The following is a 13,542-nucleotide window of genomic DNA, read 5'->3' on the forward strand; positions in this document are numbered from 1 at the left end:
TCGAGATTTCCTCCCGTCGACGCACCCATGGCTGACAGCCAGGCGCTGGTCGCAACGCGATAGTGAGCGGCGTATTGATCTGAAACGGAAGCACATCATGGGCAAGGAATACGCTTACATCGACGTGGGCGCGACAAACACCGAGAGCAGCGAGGCTTACACGCAGGCATGGATAGAGCGTGTAGTGGCTCAATCCACGCTGGAACCCCAGGCCAAGGCACTGATCCGGGCAGACGCCCTGATCCCCGTCGAATTCTCGATATTCGATACCGATGACAGCCAGCGACAGCCGATCATCGTCGAGCACGATTCGTTGCCGCTGTGGCACATCCTCAACGATCGGTTTCCCTGGCAGGCATATGCAGGCAAACAGCAAAACACCGACAGCGTACAAACCAAAGTCCTGATGCCGTATTTCTATGGCGAGGTGGCACGGGAGCTGAATTTCACGCGATTTTTTCTCGGTCGCATTCAGGTCGGGGGGCAGATCCACGCGGGCTTTTGGGTGCAGCATGAGTTGATGATGCCTAACCAGGCGGTACTCAAGACCGAGGTGGTGGTGCTATCGGTGTGGAACACCCACGCCGAAATGATGGCGGAAATCTGGTTCGACCTGCCTCCCACATCCCGGGGGGCCAACCAATGGCCCAAGGCGATCAGCCTGGAGTGGCCGGGCATGCGCATTGGTGCGCAATCAGGCAGCCGCTTCGATTATTCAGCCGATACGAGCCAGAACCGGCTGTGGCTCAAACCCTTCGAAGAGCCGGTGGGGGTTGCGATCTTGAGTATCCTTCCGCGGTGGACACTCAAGGACGTGCAGCTGCCAGACACTCACATAGAGCCCAATCAATTGCTCAAGGTGACCCTCGGCAATCTTCCCGGCGGTGCGCCGGCGCTGGAATACTCGATCACCGTCGCCCAGGAATATCGAGCGTCAGGACGCTGGCAATATTATCTTGCGGTCTATTTGAATCACCGTTGTCCCTGGGTGAACTGCGGGGTGATGGATGAAGAGGGCGTGATCCGCGCACAGAGTGACCAGCAGAATTTCTGGTTCGTGCGCAGCGACGCCTCCCAGGCGTCTTTTTCGATACAGATACTGCCTGGGGACCTGGCACAGTGGCTGGAGGGCGTGCCGACGTCGACACAGCCGGTTACGCCCCCCAAGGCCTGGCAAAAATGGGACAACCTGCTGAACAGTGTGTGGAACGCCGAACTCTCCAAGGACTATATCCAGAACCTTATCGAGCGCTGCCTGAACAAGTCCGGGCTGCCGCAACGTACCCAGGATCGGTTCAGGGACGAAAAACGGTTTCGCTATAAATACCAGGTGGGCTACCCGGTCTATTCGGCGGGCATGACCGCCTATGCGCCACCGCGCTACAAGCATTTTTCTTTCCTGCAAGTGCTGACGGGCGAGCCGCAGCGCACAGCGTATTTCCAGGAAACCATCGCCAACATCCATGTCAGCGGGGAACCGCTGTCGAGCGTGGAAGTGCGCACCCTGGGCCGCTTGCGCGACATCCTGTATGAAACCTTTGTCGCCGATATCGACGAACTGGCGCGCAACACCGACTACAAACAACTGTTTGGCGAAACCTGCGAGGCCTTGGCCAAGGTCCGCGCGGCACAATTCCTGGTCGATGATGCTGAGCAGGATGTGTCCCTGCGTGAACTCGCCCATCGTTTTCTCAAAGGTGAAGTCAAGCCGCGCCTGCTGCTGTTCCGGGAAAAAGTGGTGCCCAATGCGTTGGTGCTCAAGCTCAGTTCACAGAAGGCGCTGCTCATCTCACTGAACATGGCAGAGCTCACTTGGGCGGTGTGGCAGCCCAGCGGCGTGTCGGGGCAACCCAGTGACGACTTGATGCGGTTTATCACGCACCACCTGCCATTTCCGGAAAAACTCAGCGTGGAGCGCTCGGATTTCTATCCGCAGAAAAAGCGCTACGGCTACCACTACCGCCGCGTACCGCCGCAGCCGGTGTCTTTCCGGGAGGTGACGAACATCAACGATGCGCTGTATGAGATCGGTATCAGCGAACTCAAGCACATGATGAATTACGCGGTATTTTCCTCCGATGAAGAGCGGCGCCTGGCGAAATGGGGCATGTTCAAGGTCGCTACCCGCGCGGTGTCCAGCCTGGTGATAGCGGCGGTCGGTCCCGCATCGGGCGTCGGGGCGTTGCTGTTGTCCGGCGGTGTTGGCCTGATCGCCAATGTCGCGGACGCAAGCTTCTCCTACCAACTGGCCCGCAGCATGGACCGACCCGAGGATTACGCCGCCTATGTGTATGAGTGCAAGTTGGGCGTCTTGCTGGGCGTGGTGGAGCTGGTTGCCGACGTTACCCTGGCCCGGGGGCAACTGCGCACGCTGTTGAAACGGTCGGCCCAGACCGGGAAGTTGCTGTTGCCGGCCTTGAGATCCCGTGAGCGCCCGGACCCCCCTGTTTCCCTGGAACAGGCAAGCGCCTCCACGTTGTTCCTGCCCACATCAGCGGATCTGCTGGGCATGCGCGGTCGTCTGGAAAAGCTGTATCGCGACGCCAATAAACTGGCCGAATTGGCGGGCGACTCCGAGGCTTCTACTACAGGCGGCTTCGTTGAGTCCAAGCGCTGTGCGGACTACCTGTCAAGCCAGTCCTGGGACGTCCAGGCTATCGGCGTCTTGCTGTTCGCCGAACCGAACGACCCGCGTCCCCAATGCCATTTTGCCCTGTCGGTTCGCAATGAAAGTGATGCGGCGGTGCTGGACACGGGGTTGGGGCGCCTGGACCCTTCGGCGCAGCAACTGGCCTATTTTGATTCCATCGCCGGCTGGGAGCAGCGCGTGCAGCAAGCACCGGCGTCGAGCGGCAAATTGGTGGTCTACAAGCTCTACGCCAATGTCATCGAGGCCAGTCTTGAGCTCAACACGGTGTTCCGGCTGGGAGTGAGTTGGGGGCGTTTCTTCAATACCGGCAGCTATTCGGTCCTCGCGTGTCCGCCGCGATTTATCACCGCTATCCAACGGCAACTGCCGAGGCTATGGGATGTACTTTCCCGGGAGCTGCCACGGGGCGCGTCGCAACTGACAACGGCGCTGCAAAGCACGCCGCAGCCGTTCGATCACGCCGGCCTGTTGTTGCAGGTCAGTAACCTGCGGGGCTTGATCGATGAGTCCGAGGATATGTTGCGCCGTACCGTTGGAGTGCCGGTCGTTGGCAACCTCAGGGCGCATCTGCTGGGGGCTTTCCGGAGCTGGCGCCACGAGTCGCTGGAAGAGTATGTGGAGCTGATGGACAGCGTTATCGCAGAAGAGGCGGAGTTGGTGCGCGGGGCATTGGCTCACCTGGATCAGTTGCAATCGGGCCTCGCCAGCCCGATTGCCAAGGCGGAGAACGCCCTGGTCGATTGCGTCGACTGGATCGCACTGCGGGCCGGCCAGGAAGACGACGACTGGCGCAGTTTGCTGCGCAGCGAAATCGAACGCTATGTCACGGGGGATCGCGCCAGTGCGGAACTGTGTACAAGGGCGCAACTCGATTACCTGCACCAGACGCTGGCCGCCCATCGCGAAGTGCAGATACACCACGTACTGGGGGCCAGCTACGAACGACTCTCCATGAGCACCGGTCAGGCGCTGTTTGCTATCGGGTTGAAGTTGATCAACGCCATGGCCACCCATCGGCAGTCCGATTGCTTCTTCGCCCTGATCATGACCTGCCAGCCCTACGAGAACAGTAACGAGCACTTCGCCCGCATCATCTACGGTATCCACGCCCTGCGGCAAAAGCGCTTCATGGTACTGACCCAGGCCCACGAAAACCGCCTGAGCGGGCTACGACCTGCGGAACCTGTACCGCTCTAGTCCGGCGTGCGGGTAAGCGTCTTGAGGACTTGCGCGGCGAGCAGCGTGGTCAGTTCGCGCGTCGACAGTGCGTGCTTGAGCCCGACGGCCTGCCCGGCCCACTGACTGCCAAAACCGGCTTCCTCCCTGGCCTTCAATGGCATCAGCGCGCCGCCTGCCAGAGGAAAGGCCGGCGCCGCCGGGTTCACCGGGCCCAGCTCACGCATCAGGCGATTCAAGAGGCCACGGGCAGGGCGCCCGGTGAACAGATTGGTCAGCGCTGTGCCACTGGCCTGGGCCGTCAGCAAGGCCAGATGGTGGGCCCGGCTGAGCGTCGCCTCCGGGGTGAACAGGTACGCAGTGCCGATCTGCACCGCCGAGGCCCCGAGGGCGAAGGCCGCGACAATACCGCGCGCATCGCCGATTCCACCGGCGGCGATTACCGGGATGCGCACTGCGTCCACCACTTGCGGGACCAGGGCCAGCGTGCCGATCTGGCTGCTCAGGTCCGAAGCCAGGAACATTCCCCGATGCCCGCCGGCCTCATACCCCATGGCGATAATCGCGTCGCAGCCGTGCCGCTCCAACCAGATCGCTTCCTCGACCGTGGTGGCCGAGGACAGCACCTTGGCTCCGGTCGCCTTGACACGTTCCAGCAGGCTTTTTTCCGGCAGGCCGAAATGAAAGCTCACGACCTCGGGGCGGTGTTGCTCCACCACTTCGCAACTGGCCGCGTTGAACGGGGCGCGATTGGAGACCGGTGTCGGCGCATCAAAATCGGCGCCCAGTTCGCGGTAGTAGGGTTCCAGCAAGGCTTTCCAGTGGCGATTGCGCTCCTCGTCCGGCTCCGGCGGCTGGTGGCAGAAGAAATTGACGTTGATAGGCCCGCTGCTGGCATGGCGCACGGTGGCCAGGGTTTCGTGCAGTTGCTCGATGCTCAGCATCGCCGCAGGAATCGAACCCAGCGCGCCGGCCTGGTTGGCGGCAATCACCATGGCGGCGCTGGTCGCACCGGCCATCGGTGCCTGGATGATGGGCACGTCGATGCCCAGCAGGTCGAGAATACGGGTGTCTGGCCAGGTGCTCATGGGACGTGTCTCCAGTATCAGTGAGGCTTGTCGCTGTTTTAACAGGGCCCTTGGCACCCGGCCAGTCTGTTTTATTCACTGGACGAGGGACGTTTTTCGTGCGCGTCAGTGGTCTCTTTCCCGCTCCAGCAGCTGCCGCTTGCGTTCAACCCCCCAGCGATAGCCGGATAGATCGCCATTGCTGCGCACCACCCGATGACACGGAATCGCCACCGCCAGGCTGTTCGCCCCGCAGGCCTGGGCCACCGCGCGAAAGGCCTTGGGCGCGCCGATGCGTTGGGCGATCTGCCCATAGCTGGCCGTGCTGCCCACCGGAATCTCGCGTAAGGCCTGCCACACCCGCTCCTGGAACGCGGTGCCACGCAAGTCCAGTGGCAAGTCCAGGCCCAGGGCCGGCGCCTCGATAAAGCCCACCACGTGCGCGATCAATTGTTCGAAACGGCGGTCGGCGCCCACCAGGTTGGCCTTGGGGAATTGATCCTGCAGGTCGCGCACCAGTTTGTCCGGGTCATCCCCGAGCAGAATCGCACACACGCCACGGGCGCTCTGCGCCACCAGGATTGCCCCCAGCGAGCATTGCCCGACGGCGAACAGAATATCGTTGTTGGTGCCGCCGGCCTTGTAGTCGCTGGGCGTCATGCCGAGCCGTTGGTTGGCTGACTCATAGAAGCGGCTGTTGGAGTTGAAGCCGGCTTCATACAGCGCATCGGTTACCGAATGCGGGCCCTTGAGCCCCTCGCGGACCTTGCGTGAGCGATGGGCGCTGGCGTAACCCTTGGGGGTCAAGCCGGTCACGCCTTTGAACACCCGGTGGAAATGGAACGGGCTCAGGCCGGCCCAGCTCGCCAGCGTGTTGAGGCTGGGCGCGGTGTCGGCGTGTTCGATCTGCCGGCACGCGTCAGCCACCAATTGCGCATGCTGCGCAGCCAGTTGTGTCTGGTCACCGGCTGCGCGTTTGCTGGCGCGATAACCGGCGGCCTCGGCCTGTGCCGGGGTGTCGAAAAACTCGATATTTTCCGGGCGAGGCAATCGCGAGGCGCTGCTCGGGCGGCAATACACACCGGTGGTTTTCACGCCGTAGACGAACAGCCCATCGGCTTTCGGATCGCGGGCAAGAATCGCAGCCCAGCGCGGATCTTGTTCGGTAGTCATGGTTGGCACTCTTGACGGATCCTGGCCAGATTAGCCGTGCTGCAGTGGCCTGGCACTCCGAAGCTTGCGGTCAAATCAGCCGGCGGTGCGAAAAGTGAGGTTGATACGTTGCGGGCCCATGATCGGGTGCACGCCTTCCTTGATCGGCATCACCCCATGAAAACGCAGCCGATCGACCCCGCCCCAGACCACCACGTCACCATGGAACAGCGAGACCTTGCGGGTCTTGTCGCTGCGGGCGTGGCCACCGAACAGGAAAACTGCCGGCAACCCAAGGGATATCGACACGACGGGCTCGCTGTAGCGACGTTCATTCCTGTCCTGGTGCAAGGACATTTTCGCGCCCGGAACATAACGGTTGATCAGGCAGGCGTCGGGGGCAAAGTCGACAAACCCGGCGTCTGCCGCGGCTTCTATGGCCAGTTGGCGCAAGGTGTCCGGCAGCGCTGGCCAGGGTTGCCGGGTGCGAGGGTCCAGGGGCGTGTAGCGGTAGCCGCTGGTGTCGCTGGTCCAGCCCAGCGCGCCGCAACTGCTCAAGGCCGCCGACATGGTAAAGCCACCGGGCGTAACCATTTGCCGAAATGGCGATTGCGCCAGCACACGACGCAGTTCTGGCAGAAGGCGCTCAATCCAGGGCAGGGCATAGCCCCTTAGCACGTAGGACTGTTCGCCGATCTGCTCACGTGCTGCGGGTTGTTGCAGGGCGTCATCGGCGAACAGGTCATCAGTGGGGCCGGGCATTGCCTTACAGCGCCTTGCTCACGTTGATGTCGGTGATGACATCGCTGGCATCGTGGATTTTCGCCAAGGCCTGCAAGGCCTCTTCCACGCTATTGTTCGTCAGTTGGGCGAACTCGAAGCGGCGTTCGCCGTTGAGCTTGTACTTGATTACGTATTTGGTGGTAGCAGTCACGGTGATTTCCTCTGGCGTCTTCGAGTCAGCTCAGCTTGGTGCTGGTGCGACGTACGATGCGAATCTTGTGGGACAGCGCCGGCTTGCGGGTGACGCTGATCGCGCGACGCGTCACCACGTCCAGGGTGATGTTCCAGAACCCGGTGCTGGGTGCGGTGATCTTGGCGGGGAACGTGTCGAAGGCGCCGCCGTGGTATGTGTGGCGACCGCCATTCTTGAAGCTGCGAAAGTTCGCGTCGCTCATCAGGCGAATATTGCAAGTCTGCGAGCATTCGATGACGACAATGTCTCCCTCGTTGAGGTGCTCGCGCTGGTGGATAAATTTCATGAGGGTGTCTCCAGAAGGGCTTTTTCTGCAAAATCAGAATGATACGTAGGTTAAGATAGAGTTTATCAGCCCCAGCGCGTTTATTATCGGCCCGTCTTCAATGGCGTCGACAATTTAAAACAGTTATTTACCGAGTTATCAGGGATAAATCCTACGTGGGCGGGAGAAAATTACCATCTCCGCTGTCGTAGGGTCTTTATTGGAGGTTTTGTATGAAGTGGAGTGTGTTGGTTCTGGCCTTGGCGATAGGTGGGTGTGCTTCGGTTGCAGATATCAAGCAGACCCCGCCGACGTTGGCCGTCATTTCCGGGAAAAAACCCCAGGAGTATGCCGCGTGTGTGGTAAGGAAACTGTCGGCTACTCGTCGGCCGCCGCAGATTGAACCGCATAAAGATGGTGTGCAGGTTATCGTGCCGCAGAAATTTTCCGCCGATCCTTCGGCTATTTTCGAAATTGAAGAGCGCTCCAGCGGTAGCAGCATCAAGCTCTACGAGAGCATGTCCAACGTGCCGATCCGCCCGGGTGATGTGAAAAAAGCCGGGGAAGAGTGCATTTCCGGTTGAGGCCGCTGGGGAAAGCCGATATGAAGCGTGAACACGTCAAGGCCCGCCATGCCGAGGGTGAAATCTCGGCCACCCATGTCATCCAGAACCCCGCCGACCTGGGCGACTGGATCGTCTTCTTCAAGAAAAGCGGCGGTCGCAGCTTTTTTCTGGTGGATGATCAGGATGAAGTCGAATCCTTTGCCAGTCTTGACGAGCTGAGCGAAATCCTTCGGGAACTGGGGATCAAATTCGCCGAGATCCACCTGTAACCCCCGGAGTTACTTGCAGACCACCACCACACTGCGACTTTTGTAGTTGCCCACATCCTGGCCCAGGGTCTTGTCGCTTTCCTTCAGTGATGGCGTGCCCTCGGTGCCGACAATGCGATAGCCGGTGCCTGCGCAGGAGGCATCGGCTTTTTCGTAGCAACTGGCCCAGGAGTTGGCTTCGCCTGAACAGTCGATGGTCAGGCCTTGCTCGCCGTTCTTGAGGTAGACATCGGAAGTGGTGGTGCAGCCGGCGAGTGCCAGTACCGCAGTCAGTGCCAGAAATTTGTTCATGTGTGTTCGTCGTCGAGGGTGTGGGAGGGGCGCTGACACTGTCGTGGGGCGTTTCTTGAAGATTATAGCGAACTGCCATCTAGGTACAGGCAAAACCAAAAAAGCCCCGTGAGTCGGGGCTTTTGGCGCAGGGCTGCAGGCTTACTTGCCCTTCGGCCTTTTGCTCGACGCGTGGCCCGCTTCGTCAACAAACACTTCGGCGACCGCGATCGCCATGCTTTCGGTCTCGAAAACGCCCGCGACGCTGTCTCCATGGAAATTGATCAGGTGCCAGCCGTCTGCTCGCTTGGTGATCAGGTAGCCGTTCACGCCTTTTGGTTCTGACATCTATTAACAATCTCGTGGTCTGATTCAAGGATGCAATGATAGCGCCAAATGTTCCAGGACCGCGCAAGTTATTCCAAGTCAGTGTTCTGGGCTGAAAAGCGTGTTAAAAGGGTTGCAACCCCTTTAAACATGAGGGGACGGACTTTTTTAGCGTGCCGGCGGGGCTGCTCTTTGTGAGATCAGCGGAACTTACGCCGACATTTTTTCTCTATGATGACATCGCAACGCCAGCAGGACCCATTGTAAGGTGACTGCGGCCTGATTAGACTGCGCCGAATTCCGTACGCACAGCCCTTTGTAAGGACTTATATGATCAAGAAATGCTTGTTCCCAGCAGCCGGTTACGGCACTCGCTTCTTGCCAGCGACCAAGGCCATGCCCAAAGAGATGCTGCCGGTGGTAAACAAGCCACTGATTCAGTACGGCGTCGAAGAGGCATTGGATGCCGGTCTGAACGAAATCTCTATCGTCACCGGTCGCGGTAAGCGCGCACTGGAAGACCATTTCGACATCAGCTACGAGCTGGAAAACCAAATCAAGGGCACCGACAAGGAAAAATACCTGGTCGGCATCCGCAAGCTGCTGGACGAGTGCTCGTTCTCCTACACCCGCCAGACCCAGATGAAAGGCCTCGGCCACGCCATCCTGACCGGCCGCCCATTGATCGGTGACGAGCCGTTCGCCGTAGTACTCGCGGACGACCTGTGTGTGAACCTGGAAGGCGACGGCGTACTGACCCAGATGGTCAAGCTGTACCAGAAATACCGTTGCACCATCGTTGCGGTTCAAGAGGTCGATCCTCAAGAGACCAACAAGTACGGCGTGATTGCCGGTGACGACATTGGTGATGGCCTGATCCGCGTACGCGACATGGTCGAGAAGCCGGCGCCTGAAGATGCACCGTCGAACCTGGCGATCATCGGTCGTTACATTCTGACCCCGGACATCTTCAAGCTGATCGAAGAAACCGAGCCAGGCAAGGGTGGCGAGATCCAGATCACCGACGCCCTGTTGAAGCAGGCCAAAGACGGCTGCGTGATCGCCTACAAGTTCAAGGGTCGTCGTTTTGACTGCGGTGGCGCCGAAGGCTACATCGAAGCCACCAACTTCTGCTACGAGCACTTCTACAAGACTGGCAAGGCTTACTGATTCACGCAGGCCTGCCTTTGAAAAAGCCACCTTCGGGTGGCTTTTTCGTTTTTCAGTCCCATGTAAGTCGGTATGCTGATGTCCTGCCGAGGAGAATGAAATGGCCTACGATTTTGACCTGTATGTAATTGGCGCCGGTTCCGGCGGTGTTCGCGCGGCGCGCTTTGCTGCGGGCTTTGGGGCCAAGGTGGCCGTGGCGGAAAGTCGCTACCTGGGTGGTACCTGCGTAAACGTTGGCTGCGTGCCGAAGAAACTGTTGGTGTACGGCGCACATTTTGCCGAAGACTTCGAGCAAGCCAGTGGCTTTGGCTGGTCCCTGGGTGAAGCGAGTTTTGATTGGGCGACCCTGATCGCCAACAAGGATCGCGAGATCAATCGCCTCAATGGCATCTACCGCAACCTGCTGGTCAACAGCGGCGTGACCCTGCATGAGGGGCATGCGCGCCTGGTTGATCCGCACCAGGTGGAAATCAATGGCGAGCGCTTTACGGCCAGGCACATCCTGATCGCTACCGGGGGCTGGCCGCAGATTCCGGATATTCCGGGACGTGAGCACGCCATAGGCTCCAATGAGGCGTTCTTTCTCAAAGAGTTGCCCAGGCGTGTGCTGGTGGTAGGTGGCGGCTATATCGCGGTTGAGTTCGCCGGGATTTTCCATGGCCTGGGCGCGCAGACGTCATTGCTGTATCGCGGCGACCTGTTCCTGCGTGGCTTTGATGGTTCAGTGCGCACACACCTTAAGGAAGAGTTGACCAAGCGCGGCCTCGACCTGCAATTCAATGCGGACATCGAACGCATTGAAAAGCAAGCCGATGGCAGCCTCAAGGCGACCTTGAAAGACGGTCGCGTGCTGGAGGCCGATTGCGTGTTCTATGCCACCGGCCGGCGTCCGATGCTGGATAACCTGGGCTTGGAAAATACCGGCGTGGAACTGGATGAGCGCGGTTTCGTCCAGGTGAACGACCAGTACGAGACCACCGAAGCGTCGATCCTAGCGATCGGTGATGTGATCGGCCGTGTGCAACTGACGCCGGTGGCCCTCGCCGAGGGCATGGCCGTAGCGCGTCGCTTGTTCAAGCCCGAGCACTACCGCCCGGTGGATTACGCAATGATCCCGACAGCGGTATTCAGCCTGCCGAATATCGGCACGGTCGGCATGACGGAGGAGGAGGCGAAGAAAAACGGGCACAGGGTGCAGATCTTCGAAAGCCGTTTCCGCCCGATGAAGCTGACCTTGACCGAGTGCCAGGAAAAAACCTTGATGAAACTGGTGGTCGACGCCGACACCGACAAGGTGTTGGGCTGCCACATGGTCGGTCCGGACGCGGGCGAGATCGTCCAGGGCCTGGCGATCGCGCTCAAGGCCGGCGCGACCAAGCAGCACTTCGATGAAACCATCGGCGTGCATCCCACGGCGGCGGAAGAGTTCGTCACCATGCGCACGCCTGTGGCTGACTGATCAGGCTGGCGGTGTTGCCTCTGGCGCCGTCGCAACGGCGGCGGCCAGGCGCAACGCTTCGATAGTGGCGTGGGCCTTCATAAGCTCCAGTTCCAGGCGCTTGTTGGTGTGCCCGTGCTCAGCCAGCGCTTGTTGGCGTGACTCACTTTCAAGCAAGGCCACCCGCAGGCGCTCCTGAAGGAGAGTGCGCTCGCTGTCGATCTGGCTCACGTGTTCGCTCAGTTTCAGTTGCTGGGCCTGACCTTTGCGGGTTTCCTCCTGCAGCGCAGCCAATTCCTTTGCCGTCACTCGGTGCTCGATCAGCAGGCGCTCGTTGTCGCGGTGCAGCTGGGTAATTTCGTCCTGGCGAACCATTGCACTTTGCTGGGCTTGGCGCAGCTCTGCCTGTACTTGCTGCAGCTGGCCTTCGTGGCGCCGTTGCTCCTGCTCGCGCTGCTCCTTGATCGCATTGCGATAGTGCTCCAGTGCCTCGCGGGCATGCAGGTGCTTTTCTTCCAGCGAGCGAATCTGCTCATCCTTGTCATTGATCCGCAGTTCGTAATCACTGCAGGCCTGGCTGAGGCCGGCGTTGCGCGTTTGCTCAGTTTGCAGGCTGGTACTGGTGGTTTGCAGGGCAGCGCTTTCTTCTGCCAGTGCAGCCGCCTGAATATCGAATTGTTGCTTGAGTTCGCCGTGAGCTTCTTCAAGTGCCTCGATCTGGGCGAGCAGGGCGGTTTTTTGCTGTTCGAACTGCGCCAGGGCCAGGTCAATCGGCTCTTGAGCCTTGTCCTTCAAGCGCTGCGCCAGGCGTGCAACCAGTTCGCCCAATTCGTCGTCAATCGGCGCTTCGGTGATGGTCAGGCGGGCTTCGCTGTCGTCCAGCTCCTTCAAATAGCGGTGGATGGTGGTTTTCGAGCCGGTATTGCCCATCTCGATGCGTACCGCGTCGATGCTGGGGTTCTCGCCACGGGCGAGGATCGCCAGGCGTGCCGTTTGAACTACTGCTTTATTAATGCCGCCGCGAGCCATGGGGTCTCCGTCGATTTAGTACTGTGGTATGTATTATGTAGATACATACTTTATCACGAATAAAAACCTGTTCAAATTCATGATTTAACAGATGGGATATTGGCGTATTATCCCGTGTCATAAGCGACTGGAGCGCTTACATCTCTGCCAGCAGTACAAATAGGCCTCCCATGAGCGATCTGGACCTTTACCTCAACGCAGCCACCCGCGATAACACGCGCCGCAGCTATCGTGCGGCGATCGAACACTTCGAAGTCAGTTGGGGCGGATTTCTGCCGGCCACCAGCGATAGCGTGGCGCGTTACCTGGTGGCGCATGCCGGCGTGTTGGCAGTCAACACCTTGAAGTTGCGGCTCTCGGCATTGGCGCAATGGCATACCAGCCAGGGCTTTCCCGATCCGACGAAAGCGCCGGTGGTGCGCAAGGTGCTCAAGGGCATTCGTGCCGTGCACCCGGCGCAGGAGAAGCAGGCCGAGCCGTTGCAGCTCAGGCATCTGGAGCAGGTCGTGGCCTCCCTCGAGGCTGAAGCGCGAGAGGCCGTTGAGGCACATGACCAGCCGCGATTGCTGCGGGCCCGGCGTGACACTGCACTCATTCTGCTGGGCTTCTGGCGTGGTTTTCGCAGCGATGAGTTGTGTCGCTTGAGCATCGAACATGTACAGGCCACACCCGGTGCAGGCATCCGCCTGTACCTGCCGCGCAGCAAAAGTGACCGCGACAACCTAGGCAAGACCTATCACACGCCGGCGCTGCTGCGCCTGTGTCCGGTGCAGGCCTACAGCGAATGGCTCAGCGCCTCGGCCCTGGTGCGCGGTCCGGTATTTCGCGGTATCGATCGCTGGGGAAACCTGGGGGAGGGGGGCTTGCACCCCAACAGCGTGATACCGCTGCTGCGCCAGGCGCTTGAGCGTGCGGGCATCGCCGCCGAGCAGTACACCAGTCACTCGCTGCGCCGGGGCTTTGCCACCTGGGCCCATTCCAGCGGGTGGGACTTGAAGTCGTTGATGAGTTACGTCGGCTGGAGCGACATGAAATCCGCCATGCGCTATGTTGAAGCGACGCCCTTTCTCGGCATGACATTGGCTACTCAACCGCTGCTTTGAGATTTCTTCTATTAATACCGTCACCTGATAGGGAAAACCAATCGTCAGCATCAGGTTTGCCAATGAGCCATCCGCCGGGAGAGT

At 59.9% G+C, this 13,542-nt stretch carries 14 protein-coding genes; 6 read left to right on the forward strand and 8 right to left on the reverse strand.

Annotated elements, in window-relative coordinates; genetic code table 11:
• Nucleotides 1–97 precede the first annotated feature (97 nt).
• Nucleotides 98–3,847, forward strand: a complete 3,750-nt coding sequence (locus J1N02_RS29495; RefSeq protein ID WP_421148157.1) for a hypothetical protein — start codon at nucleotides 98–100, stop codon at nucleotides 3,845–3,847.
• Here J1N02_RS29495 and J1N02_RS29500 read toward each other — a convergent pair.
• From J1N02_RS29500 to J1N02_RS29520, 5 genes are all read right to left on the reverse strand, one after another.
• Nucleotides 3,844–4,914, reverse strand: coding sequence for an NAD(P)H-dependent flavin oxidoreductase (locus J1N02_RS29500; RefSeq protein WP_092357949.1), 1,071 nt, complete (start codon nucleotides 4,912–4,914; stop codon nucleotides 3,844–3,846). The two genes, J1N02_RS29495 and J1N02_RS29500, sit on opposite strands and share 4 nt — an antisense overlap.
• A 105-nt stretch (nucleotides 4,915–5,019) precedes the next feature.
• Entirely contained in the window at nucleotides 5,020–6,066 is a 1,047-nt protein-coding gene (gene ada / locus J1N02_RS29505; protein ID WP_421148158.1) for a bifunctional DNA-binding transcriptional regulator/O6-methylguanine-DNA methyltransferase Ada, read from the reverse strand.
• A gap of 75 nt (nucleotides 6,067–6,141) precedes the next feature.
• Nucleotides 6,142–6,807: a DNA oxidative demethylase AlkB gene (alkB, locus tag J1N02_RS29510; RefSeq protein ID WP_027606594.1), complete on the reverse strand. Its 666-nt coding sequence runs from the start codon at nucleotides 6,805–6,807 to the stop codon at nucleotides 6,142–6,144.
• Nucleotides 6,808–6,811: 4 nt separating this feature from the next.
• On the reverse strand, nucleotides 6,812–6,979 hold the full coding sequence (locus J1N02_RS29515; RefSeq protein WP_092357951.1) for a hypothetical protein: 168 nt from the start codon (nucleotides 6,977–6,979) through the stop codon (nucleotides 6,812–6,814).
• Between the two features lie 25 nt (nucleotides 6,980–7,004).
• A complete protein-coding gene (locus J1N02_RS29520) occupies nucleotides 7,005–7,307 on the reverse strand; it encodes a DUF1883 domain-containing protein (protein WP_027606593.1) in 303 nt (100 codons plus the stop codon).
• A gap of 212 nt (nucleotides 7,308–7,519) precedes the next feature.
• Here J1N02_RS29520 and J1N02_RS29525 point away from each other — a divergent pair, with 212 nt between their 5' ends.
• Together J1N02_RS29525 and J1N02_RS29530 are read left to right on the forward strand one after the other, a co-directional pair.
• Nucleotides 7,520–7,870, forward strand: coding sequence for a hypothetical protein (locus J1N02_RS29525; RefSeq protein ID WP_027606592.1), 351 nt, complete (start codon nucleotides 7,520–7,522; stop codon nucleotides 7,868–7,870).
• Between the two features lie 20 nt (nucleotides 7,871–7,890).
• Nucleotides 7,891–8,121 (forward strand): hypothetical protein, encoded by a 231-nt coding sequence (locus tag J1N02_RS29530; RefSeq protein ID WP_368960189.1) that lies wholly within the window; start codon nucleotides 7,891–7,893, stop codon nucleotides 8,119–8,121.
• Between the two features lie 9 nt (nucleotides 8,122–8,130).
• Here J1N02_RS29530 and J1N02_RS29535 read toward each other — a convergent pair whose 3' ends face one another.
• Nucleotides 8,131–8,412: a hypothetical protein gene (locus J1N02_RS29535; protein ID WP_027606590.1), complete on the reverse strand. Its 282-nt coding sequence runs from the start codon at nucleotides 8,410–8,412 to the stop codon at nucleotides 8,131–8,133.
• Nucleotides 8,413–8,553: 141 nt separating this feature from the next.
• On the reverse strand, nucleotides 8,554–8,739 hold the full coding sequence (locus J1N02_RS29540) for a hypothetical protein (RefSeq protein WP_017528082.1): 186 nt from the start codon (nucleotides 8,737–8,739) through the stop codon (nucleotides 8,554–8,556).
• Nucleotides 8,740–9,048: 309 nt separating this feature from the next.
• Here J1N02_RS29540 and galU point away from each other — a divergent pair, with 309 nt between their 5' ends.
• The gene (galU, locus tag J1N02_RS29545) at nucleotides 9,049–9,888 is read left to right on the forward strand and encodes a UTP--glucose-1-phosphate uridylyltransferase GalU (RefSeq protein WP_003212579.1); all 840 of its coding nucleotides are present in this window, start codon (nucleotides 9,049–9,051) and stop codon (nucleotides 9,886–9,888) included.
• A 100-nt stretch (nucleotides 9,889–9,988) separates the two neighbouring features.
• Nucleotides 9,989–11,347, forward strand: a complete 1,359-nt coding sequence (gene gorA, locus J1N02_RS29550; RefSeq protein ID WP_092357953.1) for a glutathione-disulfide reductase — start codon at nucleotides 9,989–9,991, stop codon at nucleotides 11,345–11,347.
• Here the strand turns inward: gorA and J1N02_RS29555 are convergent, their stop codons facing one another.
• The gene (locus tag J1N02_RS29555; protein WP_027606588.1) at nucleotides 11,348–12,355 is read right to left on the reverse strand and encodes a DNA-binding protein; all 1,008 of its coding nucleotides are present in this window, start codon (nucleotides 12,353–12,355) and stop codon (nucleotides 11,348–11,350) included.
• A 170-nt stretch (nucleotides 12,356–12,525) separates the two neighbouring features.
• On the opposite strand from J1N02_RS29555, the gene J1N02_RS29560 reads away from it, so the two are divergent.
• Nucleotides 12,526–13,458, forward strand: coding sequence for a site-specific integrase (locus tag J1N02_RS29560; protein ID WP_027606587.1), 933 nt, complete (start codon nucleotides 12,526–12,528; stop codon nucleotides 13,456–13,458).
• The last annotated feature ends 84 nt before the right edge of the window (nucleotides 13,459–13,542 follow it).

Source organism: Pseudomonas sp. NFX5, from assembly GCF_049132125.1.
In the GTDB taxonomy this organism is placed as follows: Bacteria; Pseudomonadota; Gammaproteobacteria; order Pseudomonadales; family Pseudomonadaceae; genus Aquipseudomonas; species Aquipseudomonas marginalis.

Excerpts from the sequence above, each read along its gene's own strand:
- J1N02_RS29495 (WP_421148157.1), top strand. The coding sequence starts at position 98 with ATGGGCAAGGAATACGCTTACATCGACGTGGGCGCGACAAACACCGAG.
- J1N02_RS29500 (WP_092357949.1), bottom strand. The coding sequence starts at position 4,914 with ATGAGCACCTGGCCAGACACCCGTATTCTCGACCTGCTGGGCATCGAC.
- ada (WP_421148158.1), bottom strand. The coding sequence starts at position 6,066 with ATGACTACCGAACAAGATCCGCGCTGGGCTGCGATTCTTGCCCGCGAT.
- alkB (WP_027606594.1), bottom strand. The coding sequence starts at position 6,807 with ATGCCCGGCCCCACTGATGACCTGTTCGCCGATGACGCCCTGCAACAA.
- J1N02_RS29520 (WP_027606593.1), bottom strand. The coding sequence starts at position 7,307 with ATGAAATTTATCCACCAGCGCGAGCACCTCAACGAGGGAGACATTGTC.
- J1N02_RS29525 (WP_027606592.1), top strand. The coding sequence starts at position 7,520 with ATGAAGTGGAGTGTGTTGGTTCTGGCCTTGGCGATAGGTGGGTGTGCT.
- J1N02_RS29530 (WP_368960189.1), top strand. The coding sequence starts at position 7,891 with ATGAAGCGTGAACACGTCAAGGCCCGCCATGCCGAGGGTGAAATCTCG.
- J1N02_RS29535 (WP_027606590.1), bottom strand. The coding sequence starts at position 8,412 with ATGAACAAATTTCTGGCACTGACTGCGGTACTGGCACTCGCCGGCTGC.
- J1N02_RS29540 (WP_017528082.1), bottom strand. The coding sequence starts at position 8,739 with ATGTCAGAACCAAAAGGCGTGAACGGCTACCTGATCACCAAGCGAGCA.
- galU (WP_003212579.1), top strand. The coding sequence starts at position 9,049 with ATGATCAAGAAATGCTTGTTCCCAGCAGCCGGTTACGGCACTCGCTTC.
- gorA (WP_092357953.1), top strand. The coding sequence starts at position 9,989 with ATGGCCTACGATTTTGACCTGTATGTAATTGGCGCCGGTTCCGGCGGT.
- J1N02_RS29555 (WP_027606588.1), bottom strand. The coding sequence starts at position 12,355 with ATGGCTCGCGGCGGCATTAATAAAGCAGTAGTTCAAACGGCACGCCTG.
- J1N02_RS29560 (WP_027606587.1), top strand. The coding sequence starts at position 12,526 with ATGAGCGATCTGGACCTTTACCTCAACGCAGCCACCCGCGATAACACG.